Source organism: Pseudomonas sp. SWRI99, assembly GCF_014270125.1.
Lineage (GTDB): Bacteria > Pseudomonadota > Gammaproteobacteria > Pseudomonadales > Pseudomonadaceae > Aquipseudomonas > Aquipseudomonas hamedanensis.
On the sequence record NZ_JABWQR010000038.1, the window covers coordinates 18,125 to 40,961 of the forward strand.

At 60.9% G+C, this 22,837-nt stretch carries 21 protein-coding genes; 13 read left to right on the forward strand and 8 right to left on the reverse strand.

Going from position 1 to position 22,837, the window contains the following annotated elements; genetic code table 11:
• Positions 1-373: 373 nt before the first annotated feature.
• Positions 374-805, reverse strand: a complete 432-nt coding sequence (locus tag HU743_RS24535) for a type II secretion system protein N (protein ID WP_186651755.1) — start codon at positions 803-805, stop codon at positions 374-376.
• A gap of 120 nt (positions 806-925) precedes the next feature.
• Between HU743_RS24535 and HU743_RS24540 the strand changes: the two genes are divergently transcribed.
• Together HU743_RS24540 and HU743_RS24545 are read left to right on the forward strand one after the other, a co-directional pair.
• The gene (locus HU743_RS24540) at positions 926-1,372 is read left to right on the forward strand and encodes a GspH/FimT family pseudopilin (RefSeq protein ID WP_186651757.1); all 447 of its coding nucleotides are present in this window, start codon (positions 926-928) and stop codon (positions 1,370-1,372) included.
• Positions 1,369-1,977 carry a prepilin-type N-terminal cleavage/methylation domain-containing protein gene (locus HU743_RS24545; RefSeq protein ID WP_186651758.1) on the forward strand — a complete coding sequence of 203 codons (609 nt, stop codon included), beginning with the start codon at positions 1,369-1,371 and terminating at the stop codon, positions 1,975-1,977. The genes HU743_RS24540 and HU743_RS24545 overlap by 4 nt, the downstream gene beginning before the upstream one ends.
• A 705-nt stretch (positions 1,978-2,682) precedes the next feature.
• Here HU743_RS24545 and HU743_RS24550 read toward each other — a convergent pair.
• From HU743_RS24550 to HU743_RS24560, 3 genes are read right to left on the reverse strand one after another with little or no spacing between them, the layout of a single operon-like run.
• Positions 2,683-3,621 (reverse strand): FecR domain-containing protein, encoded by a 939-nt coding sequence (locus HU743_RS24550; RefSeq protein WP_186651760.1) that lies wholly within the window; start codon positions 3,619-3,621, stop codon positions 2,683-2,685.
• Between the two features lie 29 nt (positions 3,622-3,650).
• Positions 3,651-4,205 carry an RNA polymerase sigma factor gene (locus HU743_RS24555; RefSeq protein WP_186651762.1) on the reverse strand — a complete coding sequence of 185 codons (555 nt, stop codon included), beginning with the start codon at positions 4,203-4,205 and terminating at the stop codon, positions 3,651-3,653.
• Positions 4,202-4,942 carry a secretin and TonB N-terminal domain-containing protein gene (locus HU743_RS24560; RefSeq protein WP_186651764.1) on the reverse strand — a complete coding sequence of 247 codons (741 nt, stop codon included), beginning with the start codon at positions 4,940-4,942 and terminating at the stop codon, positions 4,202-4,204. Before HU743_RS24560 ends, HU743_RS24555 begins: the two co-directional genes overlap by 4 nt.
• A gap of 123 nt (positions 4,943-5,065) precedes the next feature.
• Between HU743_RS24560 and HU743_RS24565 the strand changes: the two genes are divergently transcribed.
• On the forward strand, positions 5,066-5,380 hold the full coding sequence (locus HU743_RS24565) for a hypothetical protein (RefSeq protein WP_186620169.1): 315 nt from the start codon (positions 5,066-5,068) through the stop codon (positions 5,378-5,380).
• A 158-nt stretch (positions 5,381-5,538) separates the two neighbouring features.
• Here the strand turns inward: HU743_RS24565 and HU743_RS24570 are convergent, their stop codons facing one another.
• Entirely contained in the window at positions 5,539-5,979 is a 441-nt protein-coding gene (locus tag HU743_RS24570; protein ID WP_186651766.1) for a carboxymuconolactone decarboxylase family protein, read from the reverse strand.
• Between the two features lie 310 nt (positions 5,980-6,289).
• Between HU743_RS24570 and HU743_RS24575 the strand changes: the two genes are divergently transcribed.
• The 3 genes from HU743_RS24575 (at position 6,290) to HU743_RS24585 (ending at position 8,774) form a co-directional block, all read left to right on the forward strand.
• Positions 6,290-7,723 carry a PLP-dependent aminotransferase family protein gene (locus HU743_RS24575; protein WP_186651768.1) on the forward strand — a complete coding sequence of 478 codons (1,434 nt, stop codon included), beginning with the start codon at positions 6,290-6,292 and terminating at the stop codon, positions 7,721-7,723.
• A gap of 123 nt (positions 7,724-7,846) precedes the next feature.
• The gene (locus HU743_RS24580; RefSeq protein WP_186551684.1) at positions 7,847-8,140 is read left to right on the forward strand and encodes a putative quinol monooxygenase; all 294 of its coding nucleotides are present in this window, start codon (positions 7,847-7,849) and stop codon (positions 8,138-8,140) included.
• 229 nt (positions 8,141-8,369) lie between these two features.
• Complete coding sequence (locus HU743_RS24585) at positions 8,370-8,774, forward strand: cupin domain-containing protein (protein ID WP_186651770.1); 405 nt, start codon at positions 8,370-8,372, stop codon at positions 8,772-8,774.
• 128 nt (positions 8,775-8,902) lie between these two features.
• On the opposite strand, the gene HU743_RS24590 is transcribed toward HU743_RS24585, so the two are convergent.
• Complete coding sequence (locus HU743_RS24590) at positions 8,903-13,798, reverse strand: NAD-glutamate dehydrogenase (protein ID WP_186651772.1); 4,896 nt, start codon at positions 13,796-13,798, stop codon at positions 8,903-8,905.
• A gap of 504 nt (positions 13,799-14,302) precedes the next feature.
• Between HU743_RS24590 and HU743_RS24595 the strand changes: the two genes are divergently transcribed.
• From HU743_RS24595 to HU743_RS24625, 7 genes are all read left to right on the forward strand, one after another.
• Positions 14,303-14,656 carry a hypothetical protein gene (locus HU743_RS24595; RefSeq protein WP_186651774.1) on the forward strand — a complete coding sequence of 118 codons (354 nt, stop codon included), beginning with the start codon at positions 14,303-14,305 and terminating at the stop codon, positions 14,654-14,656.
• A gap of 291 nt (positions 14,657-14,947) precedes the next feature.
• A complete protein-coding gene (locus HU743_RS24600; RefSeq protein ID WP_007913915.1) occupies positions 14,948-15,907 on the forward strand; it encodes a MoxR family ATPase in 960 nt (319 codons plus the stop codon).
• Positions 15,908-15,912: 5 nt separating this feature from the next.
• Positions 15,913-16,857, forward strand: a complete 945-nt coding sequence (locus tag HU743_RS24605) for a DUF58 domain-containing protein (RefSeq protein WP_186651776.1) — start codon at positions 15,913-15,915, stop codon at positions 16,855-16,857.
• Positions 16,854-17,351 carry a DUF4381 domain-containing protein gene (locus HU743_RS24610; protein WP_186651778.1) on the forward strand — a complete coding sequence of 166 codons (498 nt, stop codon included), beginning with the start codon at positions 16,854-16,856 and terminating at the stop codon, positions 17,349-17,351. The genes HU743_RS24605 and HU743_RS24610 overlap by 4 nt, the downstream gene beginning before the upstream one ends.
• Positions 17,344-18,423, forward strand: a complete 1,080-nt coding sequence (locus HU743_RS24615; protein ID WP_186651780.1) for a VWA domain-containing protein — start codon at positions 17,344-17,346, stop codon at positions 18,421-18,423. Before HU743_RS24610 ends, HU743_RS24615 begins: the two co-directional genes overlap by 8 nt.
• Positions 18,420-20,156, forward strand: coding sequence for a tetratricopeptide repeat protein (locus HU743_RS24620; protein ID WP_186651782.1), 1,737 nt, complete (start codon positions 18,420-18,422; stop codon positions 20,154-20,156). The genes HU743_RS24615 and HU743_RS24620 overlap by 4 nt, the downstream gene beginning before the upstream one ends.
• Positions 20,153-21,784, forward strand: coding sequence for a BatD family protein (locus tag HU743_RS24625; RefSeq protein WP_186651784.1), 1,632 nt, complete (start codon positions 20,153-20,155; stop codon positions 21,782-21,784). The genes HU743_RS24620 and HU743_RS24625 overlap by 4 nt, the downstream gene beginning before the upstream one ends.
• 9 nt (positions 21,785-21,793) lie before the next feature.
• Here HU743_RS24625 and HU743_RS24630 read toward each other — a convergent pair whose 3' ends face one another.
• Both HU743_RS24630 and HU743_RS24635 read right to left on the reverse strand, forming a co-directional pair.
• Positions 21,794-22,114: a hypothetical protein gene (locus HU743_RS24630; RefSeq protein WP_186651786.1), complete on the reverse strand. Its 321-nt coding sequence runs from the start codon at positions 22,112-22,114 to the stop codon at positions 21,794-21,796.
• A gap of 204 nt (positions 22,115-22,318) precedes the next feature.
• A complete protein-coding gene (locus HU743_RS24635; protein WP_186651788.1) occupies positions 22,319-22,627 on the reverse strand; it encodes a hypothetical protein in 309 nt (102 codons plus the stop codon).
• Positions 22,628-22,837: the final 210 nt, after the last annotated feature.

The window sequence follows — 22,837 nt, forward strand, 5'->3', positions numbered from 1 at the left end:
GTTTCGACACTCGCACTCAAATCAACTGCCGGCGCCGAGAACCATTGATTAAAACTAATAAATGAAAGAGCCAAGCCGACTACAAGCGTGGCGGTAGAAAGATGATCCTTTATCAAGCCAGTTACTCCGTGCTAACAATTAGACCTAATGTAATGTTTGCTAATCATGAGGCACCAGTAGCTGGTTTACAATGCCCGGTTTCGCTGCCAGCCACGCTGAGCCGAACGAACGCTTTGGACAGATCGCGGAAGTTAACAACGATCCGGTTCAGGCTGGGCGTGATCACGTCCGCTGCTTGTCGATTCCTCTCTTGAAAGGCTGTTGAATTTTGGCCCATATCGAAGGGGTAAAAAAAGAACTTGAACCCGCTGATTCAGGGCCGAGTCAGCTTTAACAACGCTGGCCCTTCCGGCAATTTATCCAATGTCAGCGTCTCTTTCTCCCCCCCCCGCTCAATCACCACCCCATCCCCCTCAACCCCCACCAACCTCACCCCCACCCCAACCTTCTCCCCCACCAAAAAACTCCTCGGCGGCCCATCATTCAAACTCAATATCGCCACCGCCCCACTCCCCCCCGCCATCACCCCACTCACCTTGATATCCACCGGCGCCGTCTCATTGGAAAACCACTGCAACGCCGGACTATCACTCCGCACCGCCAGCACCTGCGGAGCCACTACCGGTGTATGCGATTCAGCGGACGTCAGCAGCAGCGAAGACCACGTCGCCACGCCAACCAGCGCTGTAATCAGCGCCAGTGCCTGAATCATCTGCGGTGGGGAAAAGCGTGTGGCGAGCATCATGGGCTGGATCTCCTTGTTGTCCCTGTTGCCAGCCTACGCGGTAATTCTCTCCGTTTTATTTCACATGCCTTACATGTTCGCCGTGCACGATGGCGTGTGATGCAAAGGAGCGTGCGAGCGATGAACAGGCAATTGGGTTTTACGCTGATCGAGTTGATGGTGGTGCTGGTGATCATTGGGATTGCCAGTGCGGCGATCAGTTTGAGTATCAAGCCTGATCCGTTGCAGTTGCTGCGCAAGGATGCCGAGCGGGTGGCGCAGTTGCTGCAAGTCGCGCAGGCGGAGGCCCGCGCTGATGGGCGGGCGATTGTTTGGCTTAGCGATGCCAAGGGGTTTCGGTTTAGTCGGCGTAGCGACAGTGGCAAGGGGCTTGATCATTTTGCGGGGGATGCGCAGTTGCGGCCGCGTGCCTGGCAGAGTCCGAAGGTGGAGGTGCGAGTGGAGCCGAAGCAGAAAGTCGTGCTGAACGCTGAGTGGATTAATCCGCCGCTGCAATTGACGTTGTCGGATGGTTTGAATCGGATGAATGTGCTGCGTGATGGTAGCGGTCGGATCAGTCTGCAATGAGGGGCCAGGACGGTTTTACCCTGATCGAGGTGATGGTCGCGATTCTGCTGATGGCGGTGGTGAGTTTGATTGCCTGGCGCGGGCTGGACAGTGTGACGCGGGCGGACAGCCATTTGCAGGCGAGCAGTGAGCAGAGTGACAGTTTGTTGCGAGTGTTGAATCAGTTGCAGCGGGATGTGGACATGCGTGCGGGGGTTGAGTTGAGTGAGCCGAGGAAGGTTGGGGTGGATGATGAGCCGGTGACGGCGCCGGCTGCGCTTACTGTGCGCAGTAGTGATAGCAAGGGGTTTCGGCTGGATATTATTCGCAGTGCGGCGGATCAGCGGGGGGCGTTGCAGCGGGTTCGGTGGTGGGTCAAGGGCGACACGTTGTATCGGGCGGTGGCTGAGGCGCGGGGTCGGTATCCGTTGCCGGCGCCGGGGAATGGGGTTGCTGTTTTGAATGAGGTAAGTGATGCGCAGGTGCGGGTTTGGGAGGTGGATAAGGGGTGGCGGCAGTTGAGTGGGAATCGGCGGGAGGATCCGTTGGGTTTGGAGATTCGGTTGAGTCGGCAGACGGCGCAGGGGGTTGAGCGGTATCGGCAGGTGATGGGGCCGCTGCAATAGTTGAGATCAGCGCAGCTTTTTGTAGGAGTGAGCCTGCTCGCGATTGCGGTGGGTCAGTTAAGAGAGGTGTCACAGATAGGCCGCATTCGCGAGCAAGCCCGCTCCCACAGTTGGATTGGGTTTGGTCAGTCGGAGGGTGGTTGGCTGGTAGGCCGCCATCGCTGGCAAGCCAGCTCCCACAAAGTGGACTGAGTGCAGCCGGTAGATATGGGTCTGCTGACAGACCGTAATCGCGAGCAGGCTCACTCCTACAATTGGATTGAGGGCAGTCAGTTGGGGAACGGTTGGCTGGCAGTCGTTGGCCGGCCAGCTCCTACAATTTCGATTCGCGAGCACAGCATGCGGCGAAGCCGCCCCACTCAATGGCCGAGTGTCAGCTCGCCGAAAGCTCTTGATCTTGGTTCACCGGCGACGTCGGGAGGCTGAGTGGAGGGATTCATTCGGGGTGGGAGCGCAGCGACCGTTTGGCGCAGCCAAACACAGCGGAAGGAGGTGCAGCGAAGCAAACCGGAGCCGCTGCGCCCGGATCGATCCCGGAGCGAAGGAACCCCGAGCTTTAGCGAGTGGGCCGGACGTAGGAGCAAGCGTTTTTTTGCTTACTTTTTTTAGGCGTTTGTAAAAAAAGTGAGTCGCCGTAAGGGCGAAACCCTAAGCAGGCGTTACCGCAGCAATGGATATGTACTCGGTCCATCCCCCAAAATAGTGCTAGCTGAGGACGACCACGCCACCGGGCAGTTCGGTGCATTTGACGCCGTAGGCATCGCGGATTAGCAATGCGACGCCGGCGAGTTGGTCGAGGCTGAAGCGGGCCTGGACGCGACGTTGACCGAGGTCGCGGTTGAGCAGTAGCAACATGCCGGGGCGGTAGCGGTTGATTTCGTCGATCATCTGGCTGAGGGTTGCGCCGTTGAAGACCAGCACCTGCTGGCGCCAGTTCATCACGGCGGCGGTGTCGACGCTTTGCACGTTGCCGACTTGCCGTGCGTCATAGGTGACTTGCTGGCCCGCTTCGAGGCGCAAGTTGCGGCCTTCGATGTCGACTTCGACTGTGCCATCGAGGCAGGTCACGCAGACTTGTTGATCCGTGTTGCGCAGGTTGAAACGCGCCTGACTGGCCCGCAACCACCCTGCTCCGGCCTGCATCGCCAGCGGCAGGCGTGCGGTTTGCACTTCGACTTCGCCGCTGACCAGTTCAAAACCCTGCACGCCGTTATCGACGGTGCGCTGATTGATGCGGGTCTGGGTGTTCAGTTCCAGGCTGAGACCTTGCGCTAGCTCAACCCGTCGCTGCTGTCCGACTTCGGTGATGTAATCGGCGCCCAATCCTTCGAACCCGCCGGGAATCGTGCCGCGCACCAGCAAGAATGCGGCGGACGCGGCAATGGCGCCGCCGAGAAATGCCCGTCGACCGAAGGTGCGTCGGCCCTGCACGGCTTCGGCGGCCGGTTGCAGCCGATGCCACAACAGCTTGGTCTCTTCGAACGCCCGGGCATGTTCGCCGCTCTGCTCGCACCACAGGCGCAAAGCGCGGGCGTCGGCCACGGTGGCGCGTCCTGAGGTCAGGAGGATCAGCCAGTCGCGGGCTTCGCTTTGTAGATGCTCGCTGGCCGAAGGCTCGGCAGGTTTCAGTCGAAAGATGTTCAAACGCGCAGATTCTCAACGGATTAATCGGGTCACTCTTCGCTAGACGGTTTTCCGGCCCCGCGACCGAACCGCTGAAACACTTTTCTTTCCAGTTTCGCCGCGCAGAAGCCCAGCGCGGCTTTGATTTCCTTCTCGACCATGCGCGTGGAAATGCCGAATCGCTGGGAAATTTCCAGGTGCGGCGCCTCCTCCAGCCGCGCGGCAATAAAGATCCGCCGACGCCGTGCGGGCAGTTCGTACAGGGCGCTGAGCAACGCCTGCATCTCCTTTTGCCCGCCGACCACTCGCGCCGGGTCGAGGGCTTCGTCGCCCAGTTGCAGCAGTTCCTCGACTTCAGTGCCGGTGAGCAGACGCGCGTCGGCCTGACGGCGGTCGGCAGCGATGTTCAGGGCCATGCGATACAGGTAGGCGTTGGGCTTGAGCAGGTTCGGCGGGGTCTCCATGCGATCGACCCGCAGCCAGGTTTCGTGCAGCACATCGTTGGCCAGGTCCTCGGAGCCGAGGCGGCGGCGCAGGCGCACGCGAAAATCCTCATAGGAGCTGAGGAACAGCTGGCCCATCGTGCTTTGTCCGGCATCTTTCATCCCCCGGAAACTCCTTCCCATCTGGTGCATTCCATGCGTTTCCCTGCCGATTGCGGTAACAACAGCAACGTGACCGGCTGGCGCAAGGCGCTGGGCGTCGGCCGGTCGATTGTGAGCGTGCGAAAACTTTCCACCAGCGCGTTGTCGCGCCGTACATCACCGGTCGAGGTGACCAGCCGGTTGTGCTGCACCACGCCGTCGCGCCCGACCCACACCTGCAACACCGCGCGATAGCTGCCCGGGCGGGTCAGCGGCGAACGACACAGGTTGCGCTCGATCGCCGCTTGCACCGCCGTGGCGTAGCTACGGTTTAACGCAGCACTGGCCGGCGATGGCTTGTCGGCGGACACCGGCACGTCCTCGACCTCGGCCACTTGCAAGGTGAACGCGTCGGCGCGGGCATAGCGCGCCATCAGCCCACTGCCGCCGAGCAAACGGCGCAAGGCCTCGGCAGCGGTGTACTCGCCATCCACCGCCAACGAGCGCCGCCCGCGACTCAACTGGCTGTCGACCAGCACCGCAACGCCGGTGGCGCGGCTGTATTGATCCAGTGCCGGCGCCAGGTCCTGCGCCGGTATGTGCAAGGTCATGCGCAGGTCTGCCGGCGACGGCTCAGCACCCGCTTCGCCGGCGAGCAAGCCAAGCAGCAGCCCCAGACAAACGTGCGTCGCTGAACGCTGAAGACTGTCCCTCGAACTGCCTCGCTGCACGGCTGACGTACCCCTGAAAAGCGTCATCCTGAGGGCTGTTTATGAATCTGGTGTGACGGCCGGTGCAAAAAAACCATCACGGGATTTGCACCGGGCTTGCACTAGACTCAAGCCATAGCGCGGCCCTTCCGGGCCGGCCAGGAGGCGAGCATGAAAACACTGTGGAAAATCACCCTGGGCGGGCTGTTGCTGGCGGCGCTGTCGAGTGCCTGGGCCGAGCAGCCATTGGGTTGTGTCGAGGTGACAGTCGGCGGCTACAAGGCGCCGAATTACGATTGCCTGAGCCAGCAGATGGGCAACAACCCCGACGGCGCGGCGGCGGCGCAGAAGAACCAGGAGGCGTTGAATATGCCAGTAAGCAAGCGCCCGCCCAATCAGGTCGGCCTGGCGACTCCGGCGGCGACGAGTACGCGGATGGGCAACACGTTTGGCACATCGGTCAAACCGCAACGCCCACCGAACTGAAGGACACACCTTGTGGCCAGGGAGCTTGCTCCCGCTCGGCTGCGCAGCAGTCGCAAAACCTCAGCATGCGGTATGTCAATTCAAACCGGCACGGCAGATGTAGGGGCGCTGCGCACCCCAGCGGGAGCAAGCTCCCTCGCCACAGGCTTTCGCACTGATCAGTCACTCGGGGTCTGGCGAAAACTCACCGCCAGGCGGTTCCAGCTGTTGATAGCGCTGACCGCAACGGTCAGGTCGACCAACTCGCCTTCGTTGAATTGCTCGCGCGCCTGCTGATAGACGTCATCGGGCACGCGGCTCTGCGATAACAGTGTCACCGCCTCGGCCCAGGCCAGCGCGGCACGCTCGCGAGGGTTGAAAAAGTTGCTGTCGTGCCACACCGCTAGCGCATACAAACGCCGTTCACTCTCCCCGGCTCGCCGCGCATCCACCGAGTGCATGTCAGCGCAGAACGCACAGCCGTTGAGCTGTGACGCACGGATGCGGATCAGTTGCAGCAGCGGTTGTTCGATACTCAGGCTGGCGGTCAGCGCCTCCATGGCAAGCATCGCTTTCATTGCCTGGGGCGAAGCGCTGTAATAATCCAGACGCGGGGACATGGGCGGGTCTCGGGAGCAAGAATGATGAGTTCACGGTAAGCGCCGTCGTGACCGTGTTACAGCCCCAATTTCGCGAATTATGGACACACCGCCGAAAACGGATTCACCGAATTTCCATGTAGGAGTGCGCCTGCTCGCGATAGCGGTGTGTCATTCAACATTGATGTGGCTGATCCGCCGCTATCGCGAGCAGGCTCACTCCTACAAGGGTTTTGCGCCAATTTGCGGTTTTTACTCCACGCAACTACTGCCAAAAGCCCCAAAGCGCTAATCTGCCCAACACTGTAATCCCCCCAGGAGCCGCGTCGGTATGGAACTTCATGTCGTGATCAACGGCCGCAAGGATCTTGCCGGTCAGTTGTATCAGCAGTTGCGCGGGGCGATTGAATCCGGGCGGTTGGCGGCGGGTACGCAGTTGCCGCCGAGCCGCTTGCTGGCCGAGCAATTGGGCATCTCGCGCAAGACCATATCCGACACCTATGCGCAACTGACCTACGAAAATTTCCTCACCGGCGTAATCGGCAAAGGCACTTACGTCAACTCCCGCCCGGCGCAGGTTCAGCGCAAACAAAGCCACAGCGAACTGGCCAGCGCCGAACTGATCGAGCGCTGGCGCAACCTGCCGGTATTTCTCCGTCATCCGACCCTTGAAGGTTCGCTGCGCTACGACTTCATTGGCGGCGCCACCAGCAAGGGCCAATTCCCCCACGATGACTGGCGGCGCTGTGTTGCCCATGCGATGCGCCAGATGGCAACGTCCAAAGGCTTCTACAGCGTGCCCGAGGGCTTGCCGGCGCTGCGCAACGCGATTGCCCGGCACATCGCGTATTCCCGTGGGGTGACCTGCCAGGATGAAGACATTGTGGTGTGCAACGGCGCGCAACAGGCGCTGGACCTGCTCGCCCGCGTACTGATCAGCCCCGGCAGCCGGGTGGCGATCGAAGACCCCGGCTACCCGCCGGCGCGCTTGCTGTTCGCCAGCCACGGCGCCGAAGTGGTTGGCATCCCGGTGGATGCCGAAGGCATTCAGGTCGAGTTGATTCCCGATGACACGCAGTTGATCTACGTCACGCCGTCGCATCAGTTCCCACTGGGCATGCCGATGAGTCCGGCGCGGCGCGAGGCCTTGCTGGCCCGCGCCCATGAGCTGGGCGCGATCATTATCGAGGACGACTACGACAGCGAGTTTCGCTATGAGGGCCGTCCGACCGATTCGCTGTACAGCCTGGACCCGCGCGGCATCGTTGCCTACGTCGGCACCTTCTCGAAAACCCTGCTGCCGGAGCTGCGTTTGGGTTATGCGATCCTGCCGCCGGCGATCCTCGAAGCGGTGGTCCGCGCCAAACAGCTCACCGACCTGCATGCGTCCACTCTGCCGCAATGGGCGCTGGCCAAATTCATCGCCGAGGGCTGCCTGCTCAAGCATATCCGCCGCTGCCATACCATTTACGCGCAGCGCCGCGAACGGATTCTGGCGCGCATGGCCGGCGACCTCTCGCCGTGGCTCGAAGCGGTGCCGCCCAGCGCCGGATTTCATATGGCGGCGCTGTGCAAGAAGCCGATCGACCTGGCGCTGGTGATCGAGCTGGCAAAAAAGGTCGAGGTCGGGCTGTACGCCATCGACGGCTTCTATTACCAGCAACCGGTGCAAAGCGCGTTGTACTTCGGCTTTGGCGCCATCGAGACGCTGGATATCGACATCGCCCTGGACCGCCTGCATGACATCCTCGAACAGCTGTCATGAGCCGTTGGTATAAGGCTTTTACTGCCGATTGGTTATTGGTGATTCACCCGCGCGGGCCTATTCTGCACAGGCGTTATCCCTCAATGAGCAGGATTCGTCCGGCCTGATTCAGGAGTGTGAGCAATGTCCAACGAAGTGATCAACACCGTCCAGGTGCAAGCCGCCGCCGGCCGTTCGGACGAACTGGGCAAGCAATTGCAGAAAATCGTCGACACCCTGCGCGAAACACCGGGCTGCGACTCTTACCTGGTCGACCGCTGCCCCGAGGATAGCCACCGTTGGATGGTCAGCGCCCGCTGGCAGTCCGAAGCGGCGATGCAAGCGCATTTCAACCGGCCCGAGGCGCAGGGGTTTATCGATTTGATTGATAGTCGACTGGCCAATAGCGTGGACTTCAACAGTTTCCCGATCGTCTGAACCGGCCCCTTCGCGAGCAAGCTCGCTCCCACAGTTCTTGTGTTGCTGTGCCTTTTGAGCAACCCAGTCCAATGTGGGAGCGAGCTTGCTCGCGAAGGCGATTTGCGCCGCACCAATATTCCCTTGGCATGTTCAATTGGTCACTCCATCTTCCCGAATATTGGCCATTTGAATGCCGGGGCTTGCGGACTACCGTGATTGCACTCCCAATCATCACAGGTAACCGGCCATGAAACTCCTTCCTTTGCTCGCCTCTGCCCTCGCTTTGAGCCTTTGCGCCAGCGCCTCTTTCGCCCACGACGCCTCCGAAAAAATCACCGTCCTGCAAGAACAGCTGCTGAAAAACGCCCCCGGCAAAAAAGCCATGATGATCGAAGTTGACTACCAACCCGGCCAATCCTCGATCGCTCACAAACACGAAGGCACCGCCATGGCCTACGTGCTGGAAGGTAAGGTGACTTCCCAAGTGAAGGGTGAGAAGGCGATCACTTACAAGAAGGGTCAGTTCTGGTACGAACCGGCCGGTTCCGAACATTTAGTGTCGAAAAATGCCAGCCAAAGCAAACCTGCCAAGTTGCTGGTATTCATGGTGCTGGCCCCGGATGAACAAGTGTTGATCCCGCTGAAAAACTGACAGTTGGAATACTCTCCTTGTAGGAGTGAGCCTGCTCGCGATGAGGCCAGGACAGGCAACACAAACTCTTCAGGCACAAAAAAGCCCCGGCATCTCACGACACCGGGGCTTTTTCATTCAGCCACTACTTATGCCAATTCAAGCTCGGCAGTCGCAGTCACCGCAGGCACAACCGCTTGCCCGCTCAGTGCCAGATCCAGCAGCTCACGGTTGGCCACCGCATACATGGCGTAGTCCGTGCCGCTCGCCGCACGGATTTCCACCAGCATGGCACGCCAGCGCGAGATCATGCTGTCGTGCTGGGCCATCCACAGCGCCAGGCGTGCTTCCACGTCCTGGGTGCCGTCGCCCTGTTGCAGGACGGAGATGGTGATGGCGCGTTGCTGCCAGTCGACGTCATCGCGGAACGCTTCACGGGCCAGGGCTTGCCAGTTGTTTTCAACCGGCAATGCGCTGATCTGTTGCAGGTACCAGGTGATGTCCAGTGCACTGCCCACGGCGAAGTAGGCCTTGGCCACTTCGGCCGGGTTCTGCCCGGTGACGTCTGCGGCTTCGATGATCGGCAGCAGCGTGTACAGGTGCGAGGTGCCCGCAACCATACGCGCCAGCAACTCCGGCACACCGGCTGCGACATAAGCCTGATAACGCGCCTGCCAGTTTTCACGGATTTCGCCGCTGAGCAGTTCGTCGAGCTTCAGACCCAGTTCTTTCAGGTGCGGACCGAAGTGCGCGACGTCACGGGCAGCGTTCTGCTCGTTGCGACGGGCACGCAGGAACCAGCGCGTAGCGCGGCGCCCCAGACGCATCAGCTCGTCCATCAGCTCCAGCTGCACGTCAGCGGAAACCTGATAGTCCAGGGCTTCAATCTGACGGAACCAGTGCGGGAGGTGGAAGATGTCGCGCACGATCACGTAAGCGCCAGCCACGTTCGCCGGGCTCATGCCGGTCGACTCTTTGAGCCGCTGAACGAAGGTGATGCCCATGTGGTTGACCAGATCGTTGGCAATCTGCGTGCTGACGATCTCGCGCTTCAGACGGTGGCGACGCATGGCTTCGGAGAACTTGCTGACCAGGGTCGGCGGGAAGGCCGTTTCCATGTCGCGGGTCAGGTAGTCGTCGTCCGGCACCCGCGAGCCCAACAGCTGCTCCTTGAGATCGATCTTGCTGTAGGAAATCAGCACCGACAGTTCAGGACGGGTCAGGCCGTGGCCTTCAGCGACGCGCTCGGTCAGTTGTTCTTCGGTCGGCAGGAACTCGATGGCGCGGTCCAGCTTGCCACGGCCTTCCAGATCGCTCATCAGACGCTTGTACTCGGCAATGCGCGCGTAAGCACGACGCGCCGCCAGGGACAGGGCCTGAGTCTGCTTGTAGTTGTTGCCGAGCACCAGATTGCCGACTTCGTCGGTCATGCTCGCCAGCAACTGGTTGCGTTGCTTGTCGGTCATGTCACCGGCCTGAACCACTTCGTTCAGCAGGATCTTGATGTTCACTTCGTGGTCGGAGCAGTCCACGCCACCGGCGTTGTCGATGAAGTCGGTGTTGGAACCGCCGCCATTGAGACCGAATTCAACACGGCCCAGTTGGGTCATGCCAAGGTTACCGCCCTCGCCCACGACTTTGCAGCGCAGTTCGTTGCCGTTGACGCGCAGTGCATCGTTGGCCTTGTCGCCCACGTCGGCATGGCTTTCGGTGCTGGCCTTGACGTAGGTGCCGATGCCGCCGTTCCACAACAGATCCACCGGTGCCTTGAGCAAGGCATTGAGCAGTTCGGTCGGGGTCAGCTTGTCGGCCTGAATGTCGAAGCGTTCTTTCATCTGCGGCGAGATGGCGATGCTCTTCGCGCTGCGCGAGAAGATACCGCCACCTTCGGACATGATGCTGGTGTCGTAGTCGGTCCAGGCCGAACGCGGCAGGTCGAACAGACGCTTACGCTCGACGAAGCTGGTCGCCGGATTCGGGTTCGGATCGATGAAGATGTGCATGTGGTTGAACGCAGCCACCAGTTGCAGCTTGTCGGACATCAACAGGCCGTTACCGAACACGTCACCGGCCATGTCACCGACGCCCACCACGGTGATGCTGTCTTCCTGAACATTGATGCCGCGCTCGCGGAAGTGGCGCTGTACGCCGACCCACGCGCCCTTGGCGGTGATGCCCATTTTCTTGTGGTCGTAACCGGCCGAACCACCGGAGGCAAACGCGTCACCCAGCCAGAAGCCGTAGTCGATGGCGATGCCGTTGGCGATGTCGGAGAACGTTGCAGTGCCCTTGTCCGCCGCGACCACCAGGTACGGGTCGTCGCCGTCGTGACGCACGACATTGACTGGCGGCACCAGCGCGCCGTCCTTCAGGTTGTCGGTGATGTCCAGCAGACCCGAGATAAAGATGCGGTAGCAGGCGATGCCCTCGGCCGCGATCTCGTCACGGCTGCCGCCCAGTGGCAGGCGACGCGGCAGGAAGCCGCCCTTCGCACCCACCGGTACGATGACCGAGTTCTTCACTTGCTGGGCTTTTACCAGGCCGAGCACTTCGGTACGGAAGTCTTCTTCACGGTCGGACCAGCGCAGGCCACCACGGGCAACGTTGCCGAAGCGCAGGTGCACGCCTTCGACGCGTGGCGAGTAGACGAAGATTTCAAACTTCGGCACTGGCTTCGGCAGCTCAGGGATTGCATGCGGGTTGAACTTGAAGCTGAAGTACGACTTGTTCTGGCCGTTAGCGTCAGTCTGATAGAAGTTGGTACGCAGGGTGGCTTTGATCAGGTCCAGATAACGACGCAGGATGCGGTCTTCATTGAGCACCTGGACATCGTCCAGTGCGGTCAGAATCGCTTGTTCCAGACGCAGTTGCTTGTCTTCCAGATCATCGCTGCCGAGCTTGCGCGCCAGATAGAAACGGGTCTTGAACAACCGGGTCAGTTCGCGAGCGATGTCGGTGTGGTTGTTCAGCGTACTGGCGATGTAACCCAGATCGAAGCCCAGACGAATCTGCTTCAGGTAACGGGCGTAGGCACGCAGCAGCGCAACGTCGCGCCATGGCAGGCCGGCGGTCAGCACCAGACGGTTGAACGCATCGTTCTCGGCATCGCCACGCACGATGTGGACGAAGGCGTCCTGCAGGGTGTCGTTGAGTTGCTGGATGTCGAGGTCCAGGCCTTCAGCGGCAGTGAAGGCAAAATCGTGGATCCAGAACTCGCGGCCATTGGTGTGACGCAGGCGGTACGGGAATTCACCCAGCACGCGCAGGCCGAGGTTTTCCAGAATCGGCAGGACGTCGGACAGCGCCAGCGGCGTGTCGGCGTGATACAGCTTGCAATGCAGCTCGCGCTGGCCGGAAACCTGACCCAGCGGCTGATAGAAGCTCATCACCAACGGATTTTTTTCGTTGAGGCTCAGCAGGTGCTGCATGTCGACCACGGCCGAATGCGCCGCGAAACGCTCGCGGTAACCGGCCGGGAAGCCTTTCGGGAAGTCGGCCAGCACGTTGGTGCCGTGGGCTTCGCCGAAGCTTTCGATGGTCAGTGCGGCGTAGTCGTCCTGCCAGCTGCGGCAGGCCTGGACCACTTCCTTTTCCAGCAGCAGCGGATCGATGTCGAGACGGTTTTTCGGATCGACACGCAGGATCAACTGCACGCGCGCCAGTACCGACTCGGAGAAGAACGTCCAGAATTCGCAATCGGAGGCCTTCAGGCGCTCCATCAGCACTTGCTGGATTTTCTGGCGAACTTCGGTGGAATAGATGTCGCGCGGCACGTAGGCCAGGCAGTAGCAGAAACGCCCGTACGGGTCTTTGCGCAGGAACACGCGAATCTTGTTACGTTCCTGGATCTGCACGATCGACATCACGGTAGTGAACAGCTCGTCGACCGGGGTCTGGAACAGGTCGTCACGCGGCAGCACTTCGAGGACCTGTGCCAATTCCTTGCCCAGGTGAGCCTTGGACTGGAAGCCGGAGCGGCGCTCGATTTCTTCGACCTTGCGGCGAATGAACGGGATGACCCGCACGCTCTCGCCATACACCGAAGAGGTGTACAGGCCCATGAAACGGTGTTCCTTGATGACTTTGCCGTCGGCGTCGATTTCACGGATCGACACGTAGTCCGGATAAGCCGGACGGTGCACACGGCTCGGGTGCGCGGCCTTGGCGAACGACAGCAGGGTCGGCTCGCGCAGGTAGGCCACGGCGTAGTCTTCGATGCGCAGGTCTTCGTAGGTCAGGCCGGTGCGCAGCAATTTGGTCAGGCCGAGGAAGGAGCTCTGGTCGTACTCGATGTGGCCGCCGTCGGCCTGATCGGTGACCACGAACTCTTCGTAGCCGAGGAAGGTGAAGTGGTTGCCCACCAGCCATTCCAGGAAACTTTTGACTTCGTTCTTCTCGTCGGCATCGACGGCAAAGGCGCTGTTGTCGAGCTGGGTGAGGATGTCCTGCACCTTAGCCTTCATCGGCTCGAAATCGGCGACCGCGACGCGGACTTCACCGAGAACCTGTTCCAGCTCTTTGCTCAGCACGTTCAGTTCGGCCGCGTTGGCGCAGCGGTCGATTTCCAGATACATCAGCGATTCGTGCAGCACGCCTTCGCCGGTGCTGCCTTTTGGCAGGATTTCCAGCAACTCGCCCTTGCTGCCACGGCGTACGCTGAGCACGGTGGTCTGCAGGGTGTGAATGCTGTAGCCGCGACGGTTCAGCTCGGTGCGGACCGAGTCGACCAGAAATGGCAGGTCGTGGTGCAGGACTTCGACCGCGGTGTGGGTCGACTGCCAGCCGTGGCGTTCGTAATCAGGGTTGTAGACGCGCACTTGCGGTTGCGCGTGATCGAAGCGCTCAAGCAGGCGCCACGCAGAGAGAGTACAGCCAGCGAGGTCGGAGAGGCGACGTTGGGTCAGCTCGTCCAGGGAAATGATGCCGAAGAATTGTTCAGCGAACAGCGCCACTTGTGGCAGTGCCTGTTCACTGATGTGCTGCGCCAGTGCCGCTTGCAGTTGGTGCTGGAAGTCGGCTTTGCTGGCTGCGGTGAAGAACGCCATCTGTGGTACTCCGCTTAAGCTTGTTATTGATGGAAAGCGTCGCGTGCAACACCCCTTGCGGGGCTTGTGTCGCCCTGTTCCTGATTCTCGGGCAGAGGAAACAGGGTGACAGGTGGGTGAAGCTGGACGGGACACTCAGGTCACATTCACCTTCCATTGAATGAGCATCTGCAAAAGCGACTGTGCGGACCTGCAACAATGCCTTTACGGGTGCTCATCCGTTGCGCAGCTTAAAGGGTGCGACAATGTGTCTGCTTGCGGCGCTGCGACATATTCGGTCATTGGCACGTAAACCGAAGCCCGGGCACCGATAAACACTAGCAGGCATGGCGGAAAACGACGGCGTGAATGCCCGTTTTTACGGGACATCCGTGCCAGGTACGACCCTTGATGCGCGTCGCGCTCACGACACATCCTCTGACACTCTCACATGCAGAAATTCCCGCGGGCTGGCAGAATCGCGGCCAATTGCGCCCCACACGTCCGTCGAGACAGGAATTTCCCATGCAAATGACCACCGCCCTACTGATCGTCAACCCGTGCGACGACGAAGAACACAACATGGCCATGCTCTGCTGCCACAGCGACAAGGGCGACATGTTCTTGATGAGCCGCTATCCGGATGAGGATGAGCTGGAAATCACTCTGGATGGCGAGCCTTCGACGCTTGATGGCGTGAAAGTCACCCTGACCAAAACTCTGCTGAAGATCGAAATCGCCGCAGCGGATGCCGATGCGTTGAATGGCGATGATGTGCTGGAGATCAGCTTTAACCCGGATATGGTGGACATGGATGAGGTTGTCGAGACCTTGAAGAATATTCTGGATGGGACCGGGACCTTTATCATCGAAGCTTGATGGCGCATGGAAGGGCCCCATCGCTGGCAAGCCGGCTCCCACAGGGACCGATGCGTTGCACCAATCGCATGCACGCCGCCGCAACCTGTGGGAGCTGGCTTGCCAGCGATGAGGCCAGAACTGCCACCTCAATTCTCCCCGGCTACAAAATTCCAACAATTCCCCCAGTCATTTCACGCACTTTGCGCAAAATGCCGTTAGTCGCCACCCCCCGCGATGGATTAAAGTAACGCCCCCAGCCCCGGCGTTATCCGAACGCCTCGGGCCACCCCTTTCCAGGAACAGTCACCGATGGAACATCGTGAAGCGCTGCTGGCGCTGCGAACCTTTCTTTCAACGCAGATTCTCGGCCAGGAAAAACTTATCGAGCGTTTGCTCATTGCCCTGCTCGCCGATGGCCACATGCTGGTCGAAGGCGCTCCCGGTCTGGCCAAGACCAAAGCGATCAAAGAACTCGCCGAGGGCATCGAAGCCCAGTTCCATCGCATTCAGTTCACCCCGGACCTGCTGCCGGCCGACATTACCGGCACCGAGATCTATCGCCCGGAAACCGGCAGTTTCGTGTTCCAGCAAGGGCCGATTTTCCACAATCTTGTGCTGGCGGACGAAATCAACCGTGCGCCGGCCAAGGTGCAATCGGCGTTGCTGGAAGCGATGGCCGAGCGTCAGGTCAGTGTCGGTCGCAGCACGTATGAGCTGTCGCCGCTGTTTCTGGTGATGGCCACGCAGAACCCGATCGAGCAGGAAGGCACCTATCCGCTGCCGGAAGCGCAGCTCGACCGTTTCCTGATGCACGTGAAGATCGGTTTCCCCGACGCCGCCGTCGAACGCCGCATACTCCAGCAGGCCAGGGGCGAAGCACTGAACGGCGAGACCAAGCCCGAACGCCGGGTCAGCCAGCAGGCGATTTTCGCCGCACGCAAGGAAATTCTCGGTTTGTACATGGCTGACGCCGTGGAGGAATACCTGGTGCAGCTGGTCATGGCCACGCGCAACCCGGCCAAGTTCGACCCGGAGATGGCCGAGTGGATCGCCTACGGCGCCAGTCCACGGGGTTCGATTGCCCTTGATCGCTGCGCCCGTGCCCACGCCTGGCTGGCCGGGCGTGACTTTGTCAGCCCGGAAGACATTCAAGCGGTGCTGTTCGATGTGTTGCGCCATCGCATCATTCTGTCGTTCGAAGCGGAAGCCGCCGGCATCGATCAGGATCGCGTGGTGCAGCGGATTCTTGACGTCGTCGCCGTCGCTTGACCTCCATGAACGCCGCCCTGCCCACCGAACCCGGTGTCCGCATCAGCCTCGCCGAGCTGATCGAGATGCGCCACCGTGTCCGCGAGGTGCAGTTGTTCTCCACGCCGAGCCAGCGCAGCCCGTTGATCGGCCTGCATCACTCGAAATTCCGCGGTCGTGGCGTCGACTTCGACCAAGTGCGGGTGTATCAGACCGGCGACGACGTGCGCACCATCGACTGGCGCGTCACCGCCCGTACCCAGGAACCGCACACCAAGCTGTTCCATGAAGAACGCGAGCGGCCGATTTTCATCATGGTCGAGCAAAGCACGCGGCTGTTTTTCGGCTCCGGGCTGATGTTCAAATCGGTGCTGGCGGCACAAGTCGCCGCGCTGATTGGCTGGGCCGCGCTGGGCCACAACGACCGCGTCGGCGGGCTGGTGTTCGGCGACAACGAACATTACGAAATCAAACCACGACGCAGCAAGCAAAGCCTTTTGCAGTTGCTCAATCGCCTGGTCAAGGTCAATCAATCACTGCACAGCGAACGTGAGCCGGACCGCGACGCCTTGGGCGTGGCCCTGCGCCGTGCCCGGGAGGTGTTACGCCCTGGCAGTCTGGTGGTGGTGATCTGCGATGAGCGCGCCCTGTCCGATGGCGTCGAACAACAATTGGGCCTGCTGTCGCGCCATTGTGACCTGCTGATGCTGCCGCTCTCTGATCCGCTCGACCACGCCCTGCCTGCCGCCGGCCTGCTGCGATTCGCCGAACGCGGCGCACAATTGGAACTCGACACACTGAACTTCGATCTGCGCCAGAGCTATCGCGCCCAGGCCGAAGCACGCATCGCTCGTTGGGAATTGCTCGCGCAGAAGCTGCGGGTGTTGTTGATGCCGCTGAGCACGCAGAGCGAAATGGTCGAGCAGATGCGCGAGTTTCTCAATCCGCAGCGTCCGGGGAAAGGTCGATGAGCGGCATCGAGCAACTGCAACCGCTGATCTCGCCGCCACCGATAGCCTTCTGGCCGCCGGCGCCGGGCTGGTGGCTGCTGCTTCTGTTGCTGCCGCTGCTCGGTTTCGCGGTGTGGCGTTTGCGCGGTTTTCTTCCGATGAAAAAACGCCCGGTCGCGCGCGCTGAACAGCCGCTCGACCCGGTGCGAATCGCGGCGCTTGCCGAACTGGCGCAAATGCCCAAGCCCTATGATGGCGCGCCGGCCGGCGCCTGGCTGCAGCAACTCAACGGCCTGCTGAAGCGGCTGTGCCGCAACCACTATCCCTACAGCCAGAGCCACACACTCAACGGGCGTAAATGGCTGGCGTTTCTCGATAACCGCTGCCCGGCCGCCGGTCTGACGCGGTGGATGGTACTGGTCGAAGGCGCCTACAAACCGGAATGCAAACTCGACGACAAAGCCATCGCCGGCCTGACCCAAGCGGTCGATACGTGGATTCGCAAACATGTTTGAGTTCGCCTGGCCGTGGATATTTGCCTTGTTGCCACTGCCGTGGCTGATGCGCCTGGTGCTGCCTGTGGCCGACAGTGGCGAGCCGGCGCTGAAAGTCAGTTTCCTCGCCGATCTGGAAGGCCTCGCCCGCCGCCGCGCCCGCGCCCATCTGCCGGGCTGGCGTCAGCAGGCGCCGTTCGTGCTGTTGTGGCTGGTTCTGCTGATGGCCGCCGCCCGTCCGCAATGGCTCGGCGAGCCGCTGCCGATTGCCGCCAGCGGGCGCGATCTGCTGGTCGCGGTGGACGTATCCGGTTCGATGGACTTCCCCGACATGCAGTGGCAGGACGAAGAAGTCAGCCGGCTGGCGCTGGTCCAGCACTTGCTCGGCGACTTTCTTGAAAGCCGCGACGGCGACCGTGTCGGTTTGATCCTGTTCGGCAGCCAGGCCTATCTGCAGGCACCGCTGACGTTCGACCGCCATACCGTGCGCGTCTGGCTCGACGAGGCGCGGATCGGCATCGCCGGCAAGAACACCGCCATCGGCGACGCGATTGGCCTGGGCCTCAAACGCCTGCGCCTGCGCCCGGCACAAAGCCGCGTGCTGATTCTGGTCACCGACGGTGCCAACAATGGCGGCGAGATCGATCCGCTGACCGCTGCAAAACTGGCCGCCAGCGAAGGCGTGAAAATCTATCCGATCGGCATCGGCGCCAACCCTGAAGACAGCGGCTCGACCGGTCTGCTCGGCGTCAACCCGAGCCTGGACCTTGACGAGCCGTCGCTGAAGGCAATTGCCGAAGTCACCGGCGGCCAGTATTTCCGTGCCCATGACGGCAAGGAACTGCAAGCGATCAAGGACACCCTCGACCAGCTCGAACCGGTGACTCAGCAACCGACCCAGGCGCGCCCGGCCCAGGCCTTGTATCACTGGCCTCTGGCGCTGGCGTTGTGGTTGAGTCTGTTGCTGGTCGCCCGCGAACTGTGGCCGGACAACCCGCTGCAACGCCTGCTCAACAAGGAGCTGAATCTGCAGAGTCCGTTGCCTGACTGGCGCGAACGCCTTAAACGCTTGCGTTTGCGGAGGCGCCGATGATCGCGCTCTGGCCGCACTGGTTCCGTCCTTGGTGGCTGTTGCTGTTGCCGCTGCTCGGCTGGCTGCTCTGGCAACTCTGGCACCGGCAGAAACGCGCCGGACGCTGGCAGATGATTCTTCCGCCAGCCTTCCATTCAGCGTTGCTCAGTGGGGGCAATGGTCGCGAGAGCAAACTGCCGTGGATCGCCCTCGGCGTGGCGTGGCTGCTAACCCTGCTGGCGTTGCTCGGGCCGAGTTGGGAACGGGTTGAACAGACCAGCCAGAAACCCGCCGATCCGCTGGTGGTGGTGCTGGAGTTGACCGCGGAAATGCTCGCCACCGACTCGCCGCCGACGCGCCTCGAACAAGCCCGGCGCAAGCTGTTCGATCTGTTGCAGGCACGCAGCGATGCGCAGACGGCTATCGTGGTTTACGCCGGCAGCGCACACACATTGGTGCCGCTGTCCGATGACTTGGCGACCAGCCGCAATCTGCTCAACGCCCTCAAGCCGTCATTGATGCCACAAAGTGGGCATCGCGCCGACCTGGCCGTCAGTAAAGCGCTGGCCCTGCTGCAACAGGGTGCCCTCGGCCAGGGGCGAATTCTGCTGGTCGGTTCAGCCCTGACCGAAGAAGAACGCCAAGGCATACGCCGCGCGCTCAACGGCGAATCGGCGCAGTTGCTGATGCTCGGCATCGGCACCGCCGAAGGTGCGCCGATTGCCCAGGAAGACGGCAGCTTCCTCAAGGACGAGCAAGGCGCGATCCGCGTGCCGCGACTCGACAGTCCGGGGCTTGCGGCATTCCTCAACAGCGTCGGTGGCGAATACCGAGCGGCGCAACTGGACGAAGGCGATCTGGCCGCGCTCGGCCTGCTCAGCGGTCCACGCAGCCTGCGTGATGATGGTCGCACCGTGCGTCTGGATACCTGGGCCGATCAAGGTTACTGGCTGCTGCTGCCGCTGTTATTGCTCGCCGCGTGTGCGGGTCGGCGTGGCTGGCTGTTTTGCCTGCCGCTGCTGTTCTGCCTGCCGCAGCCCAGCTACGCGTTCGACTTCGAAGACCTGTGGCTGCGCCCCGACCAGCGAGGCCTGCACCTGCTCAAGCAGAAGCGTCCGGCCGAAGCCGCGCAACATTTTGCCGATCACCAGTGGCAAGGGGTGGCGTTGTACGAGGCCGGCGACTACAGTGGCGCCGCCCAGCGCTTCGCCGAAGGCAGTGATGCCCGTGCGCACTACAATCGTGGCAACGCACTGGCGAAAAGCGGTGAGCTGGAAGCGGCCATCGACGCCTATGAACAGGCCCTGGAGCTGCAGCCGGATTTGCGTCCGGCGCAGACCAACAAAGCGCTGGTCGAAAATCTGCTGAAGCAGAAAAACGCTCCACCACCGGCCGAACCGGACAATCAGCCAAACCAACAAAGCCTGCCCGGCGATGAGCCACCGCCCGCCACCGCGCCTCCCCCGGCGGTGACCAGCGAAACCCAAAGCCAGGCGCAACCGGCAGAGTCGGCCAGTGAACCGCCACCGACCACCCCGCCGCAGCCAGGCCCCAACGAAATCGCGGGCAGCGTGGAAGAAGAACAGACCGACACGGTGCCGACCCTGCGCCCGAGCGAAAACAACCTCGAAGGCGAACAGCGGCAGGCACTGGAGCAATGGCTGGGGAAGATCCCGGACGACCCGGGCGAACTGTTGCGACGCAAATTCTGGTACGAACAGCAACAACATCAGGATCAGGAAAACACTCGATGACCCGTTTCACCGCTCTCTTGCTGCCCCTGCTGATCTGCACGGCCACCGCTCAAGCGGCCGAGCTGACCGCCAGCGTGGATCGCAGTCGCCTGAACTCCGGCGAGACGGTCGAACTCACCCTCGAAACTGACGACGTCACGCAGTTCGGCAAGCCTGACCTGTCGCCGCTGGAGCCGTTGTTCGAAGTACGCGGCACACGGCAGGTCAACCAGCTCAACACCCTCAATGGCGACAACCGCGCCACGACGCGCTGGATTGTCACCCTGCTGCCGAAAGAAAACGGCAGCGTGGTGATCCCGCCATTGCAACTGGGCGAAGTGCAGAGCCAGCCGATCACCGTACAAGTGGTTGCCAGCGACACCGTCGAGGACAAGAGCAGCCTCGATCCGGTGTTCATCGAGGCCAGCCTCGATCAGTCCAGCGTCTATGTGCAGGCCCAGGCCATCCTGACCTTGCGCATCTACCATTCGGTGTCGCTGTACGACGACAGCAGCCTGAGCCCGCTGCAAATCGCCGACGCGCGGATCGAACAACTGGGCGACACGCGCACCTACGAAAAAGACCTCAACGGTGTACGCCACGGCGTGATCGAGATGCGCTACGCGATCTACCCGCAACACAGCGGCTTGCTGACCATCGCCCCGCAAACGTTCAGCGCCACGCTGGTCGATACGGCGCCATCACCGGATTCCTCGGGGCCGAAACCCGGCAAACTGATGCGCGTGAGTTCCTCATCCATCCCGCTAACGGTCAAACCGAAACCGCTGACCTATCCGGTCGATGCCCCGTGGCTACCGGCGCGCAGCCTCAGCCTCAGCGAAAGCTGGAGCCCGGAACCGGAACACACCCAGGTCGGCGATTCCCTGACCCGCAGCCTGACCCTGAAAGTCGAAGGCCTCGCCAGCTCGCAACTGCCAGCCCTGCCCGCCACCGACGTCAACGGCCTGCGCCGTTACCCCGATCAACCCGTGCTGAGCAACCAGAGCAGCGACCGCGGCATCATCGGCAGCCGCGAAGAACGCGAAGCGCTGGTACCGAGCCGCAGCGGCGCGATCGACCTGCCGACCGTCGACGTGGTCTGGTGGAACACCTTCGAAGACCACCTCGAACACAGCAGCCTGCCGGCGCGTACCCTGCAAGTGGCGAACAACCCCAGCCTACAAATCGACACGCCGGCCGGCACACTGCAACCCGCCATGGTCGACAACGACACCCTGTGGTGGTGGAAACTCAGCACGCTGATCCTCGCCTGCACCACCCTGCTCGGCTTCGGCCTGTGGTGGCGTGCACGCTGGCAACCGGCAATACACCGAGCCGCCCAGACCGGCCCGAGCCCACGCACATTGCTCGACGACATCAAGCGTGCGAGCCAGGCCAACGACCCCCACGCCACCCGCCAGGCGCTGGACGCCTGGGCACGGCAGCAGCCGGAGACACTGGCGGACATGGCGGCGCGGTTTGTGCCGCTGTCGGACGCGCTGGACGGGCTGAATGGTGCGCTGTACAGCGAGACGGGGCAGCATTGGCAGGGCGAGGATTTGTGGCGGGCGATTCGGACGATACCGGCGGCGGAACGGGTGCAGGACCCGGTGAGTGAGAGTGGGTTGCCGCCGCTTTATCCGAAGTAGAGTTTGCTTTTAGATTGTGTCGCGAGTTTGATAATCGAATTTCATCTTTACTTGTTCGCCCTCGCGATAAGACAGGACAAAGCATGTCCAAGGCTCGCCACGCGCGACTGCGTTCTCGCGCAGTTTTTCTACAAGCGCATAGACCTTCGAATGATTGAAATCAGTTTCAGCGTCCCAAATTTCGGAACCATGTGTTTCGACGGCGAGGTCGGACTCCATATAATTCCCTCCCCATTCGACGCTGTACCGGAACGCGTCATAACCATGAACGATGCCTGATTCGGCCCATTGGAAAATTTCCTCGACGATTTTAATGTCTTCAGTGATCAATCTTCATTTCCCTTGAAAGAAGCCACTTACCCTACTCCATTGAAACGTCGCCGTCATGGACGTTAAACAACCACTAAAATCGCCCGCCAAAAAGCTCTGGAAAATTATCTTTCCTCAGCGATTGAATACCGAGCGAACATGCTCGGTAAGTCCAGCTAAATCCTCGTATGCACTGGAGTGAAGGTTCATGAACCTGAAATTCAATCAAGTTCTCCAATCGAGATCACGGTCACTTTCAAGATCGGTCTTGTAGCCCAAATACAGCCCTACTTCCAGCAACCTGACGGCTGACTTTCCTGAAATCTTGAAATCAAAACGCTCAAGCAACGACACCATCACTTCGTACGCCAAACCATATTCGCCATCATCTTCCAACCATTCTCTAACATTGGACAATGTATCTTCATAACCCAATATATCTGGCGGAAAGAAGATCGCCATTTCCGGCTGAGATTCAAGCTCCTCCAAGAGCGCCGTGAGACTTCCTTCAACAAAGACATTATCCCTACTCATAATTTTGGATTCTTGGGTACATTCGTTGGATAACCTGTTACAACACGATTCAGTACCGTGTCATAAACAACTTTTATATCTATCCCATTTCTTGTGGCATTGCCCACTACGTAACCTCTGTTATCTGGAAGCGACCAAATCACTTTCGGATCCTTCATGATATCCGCGATTGTACTCAGAATTTTTTTATCGCTGGCATCCCTGCAGTTG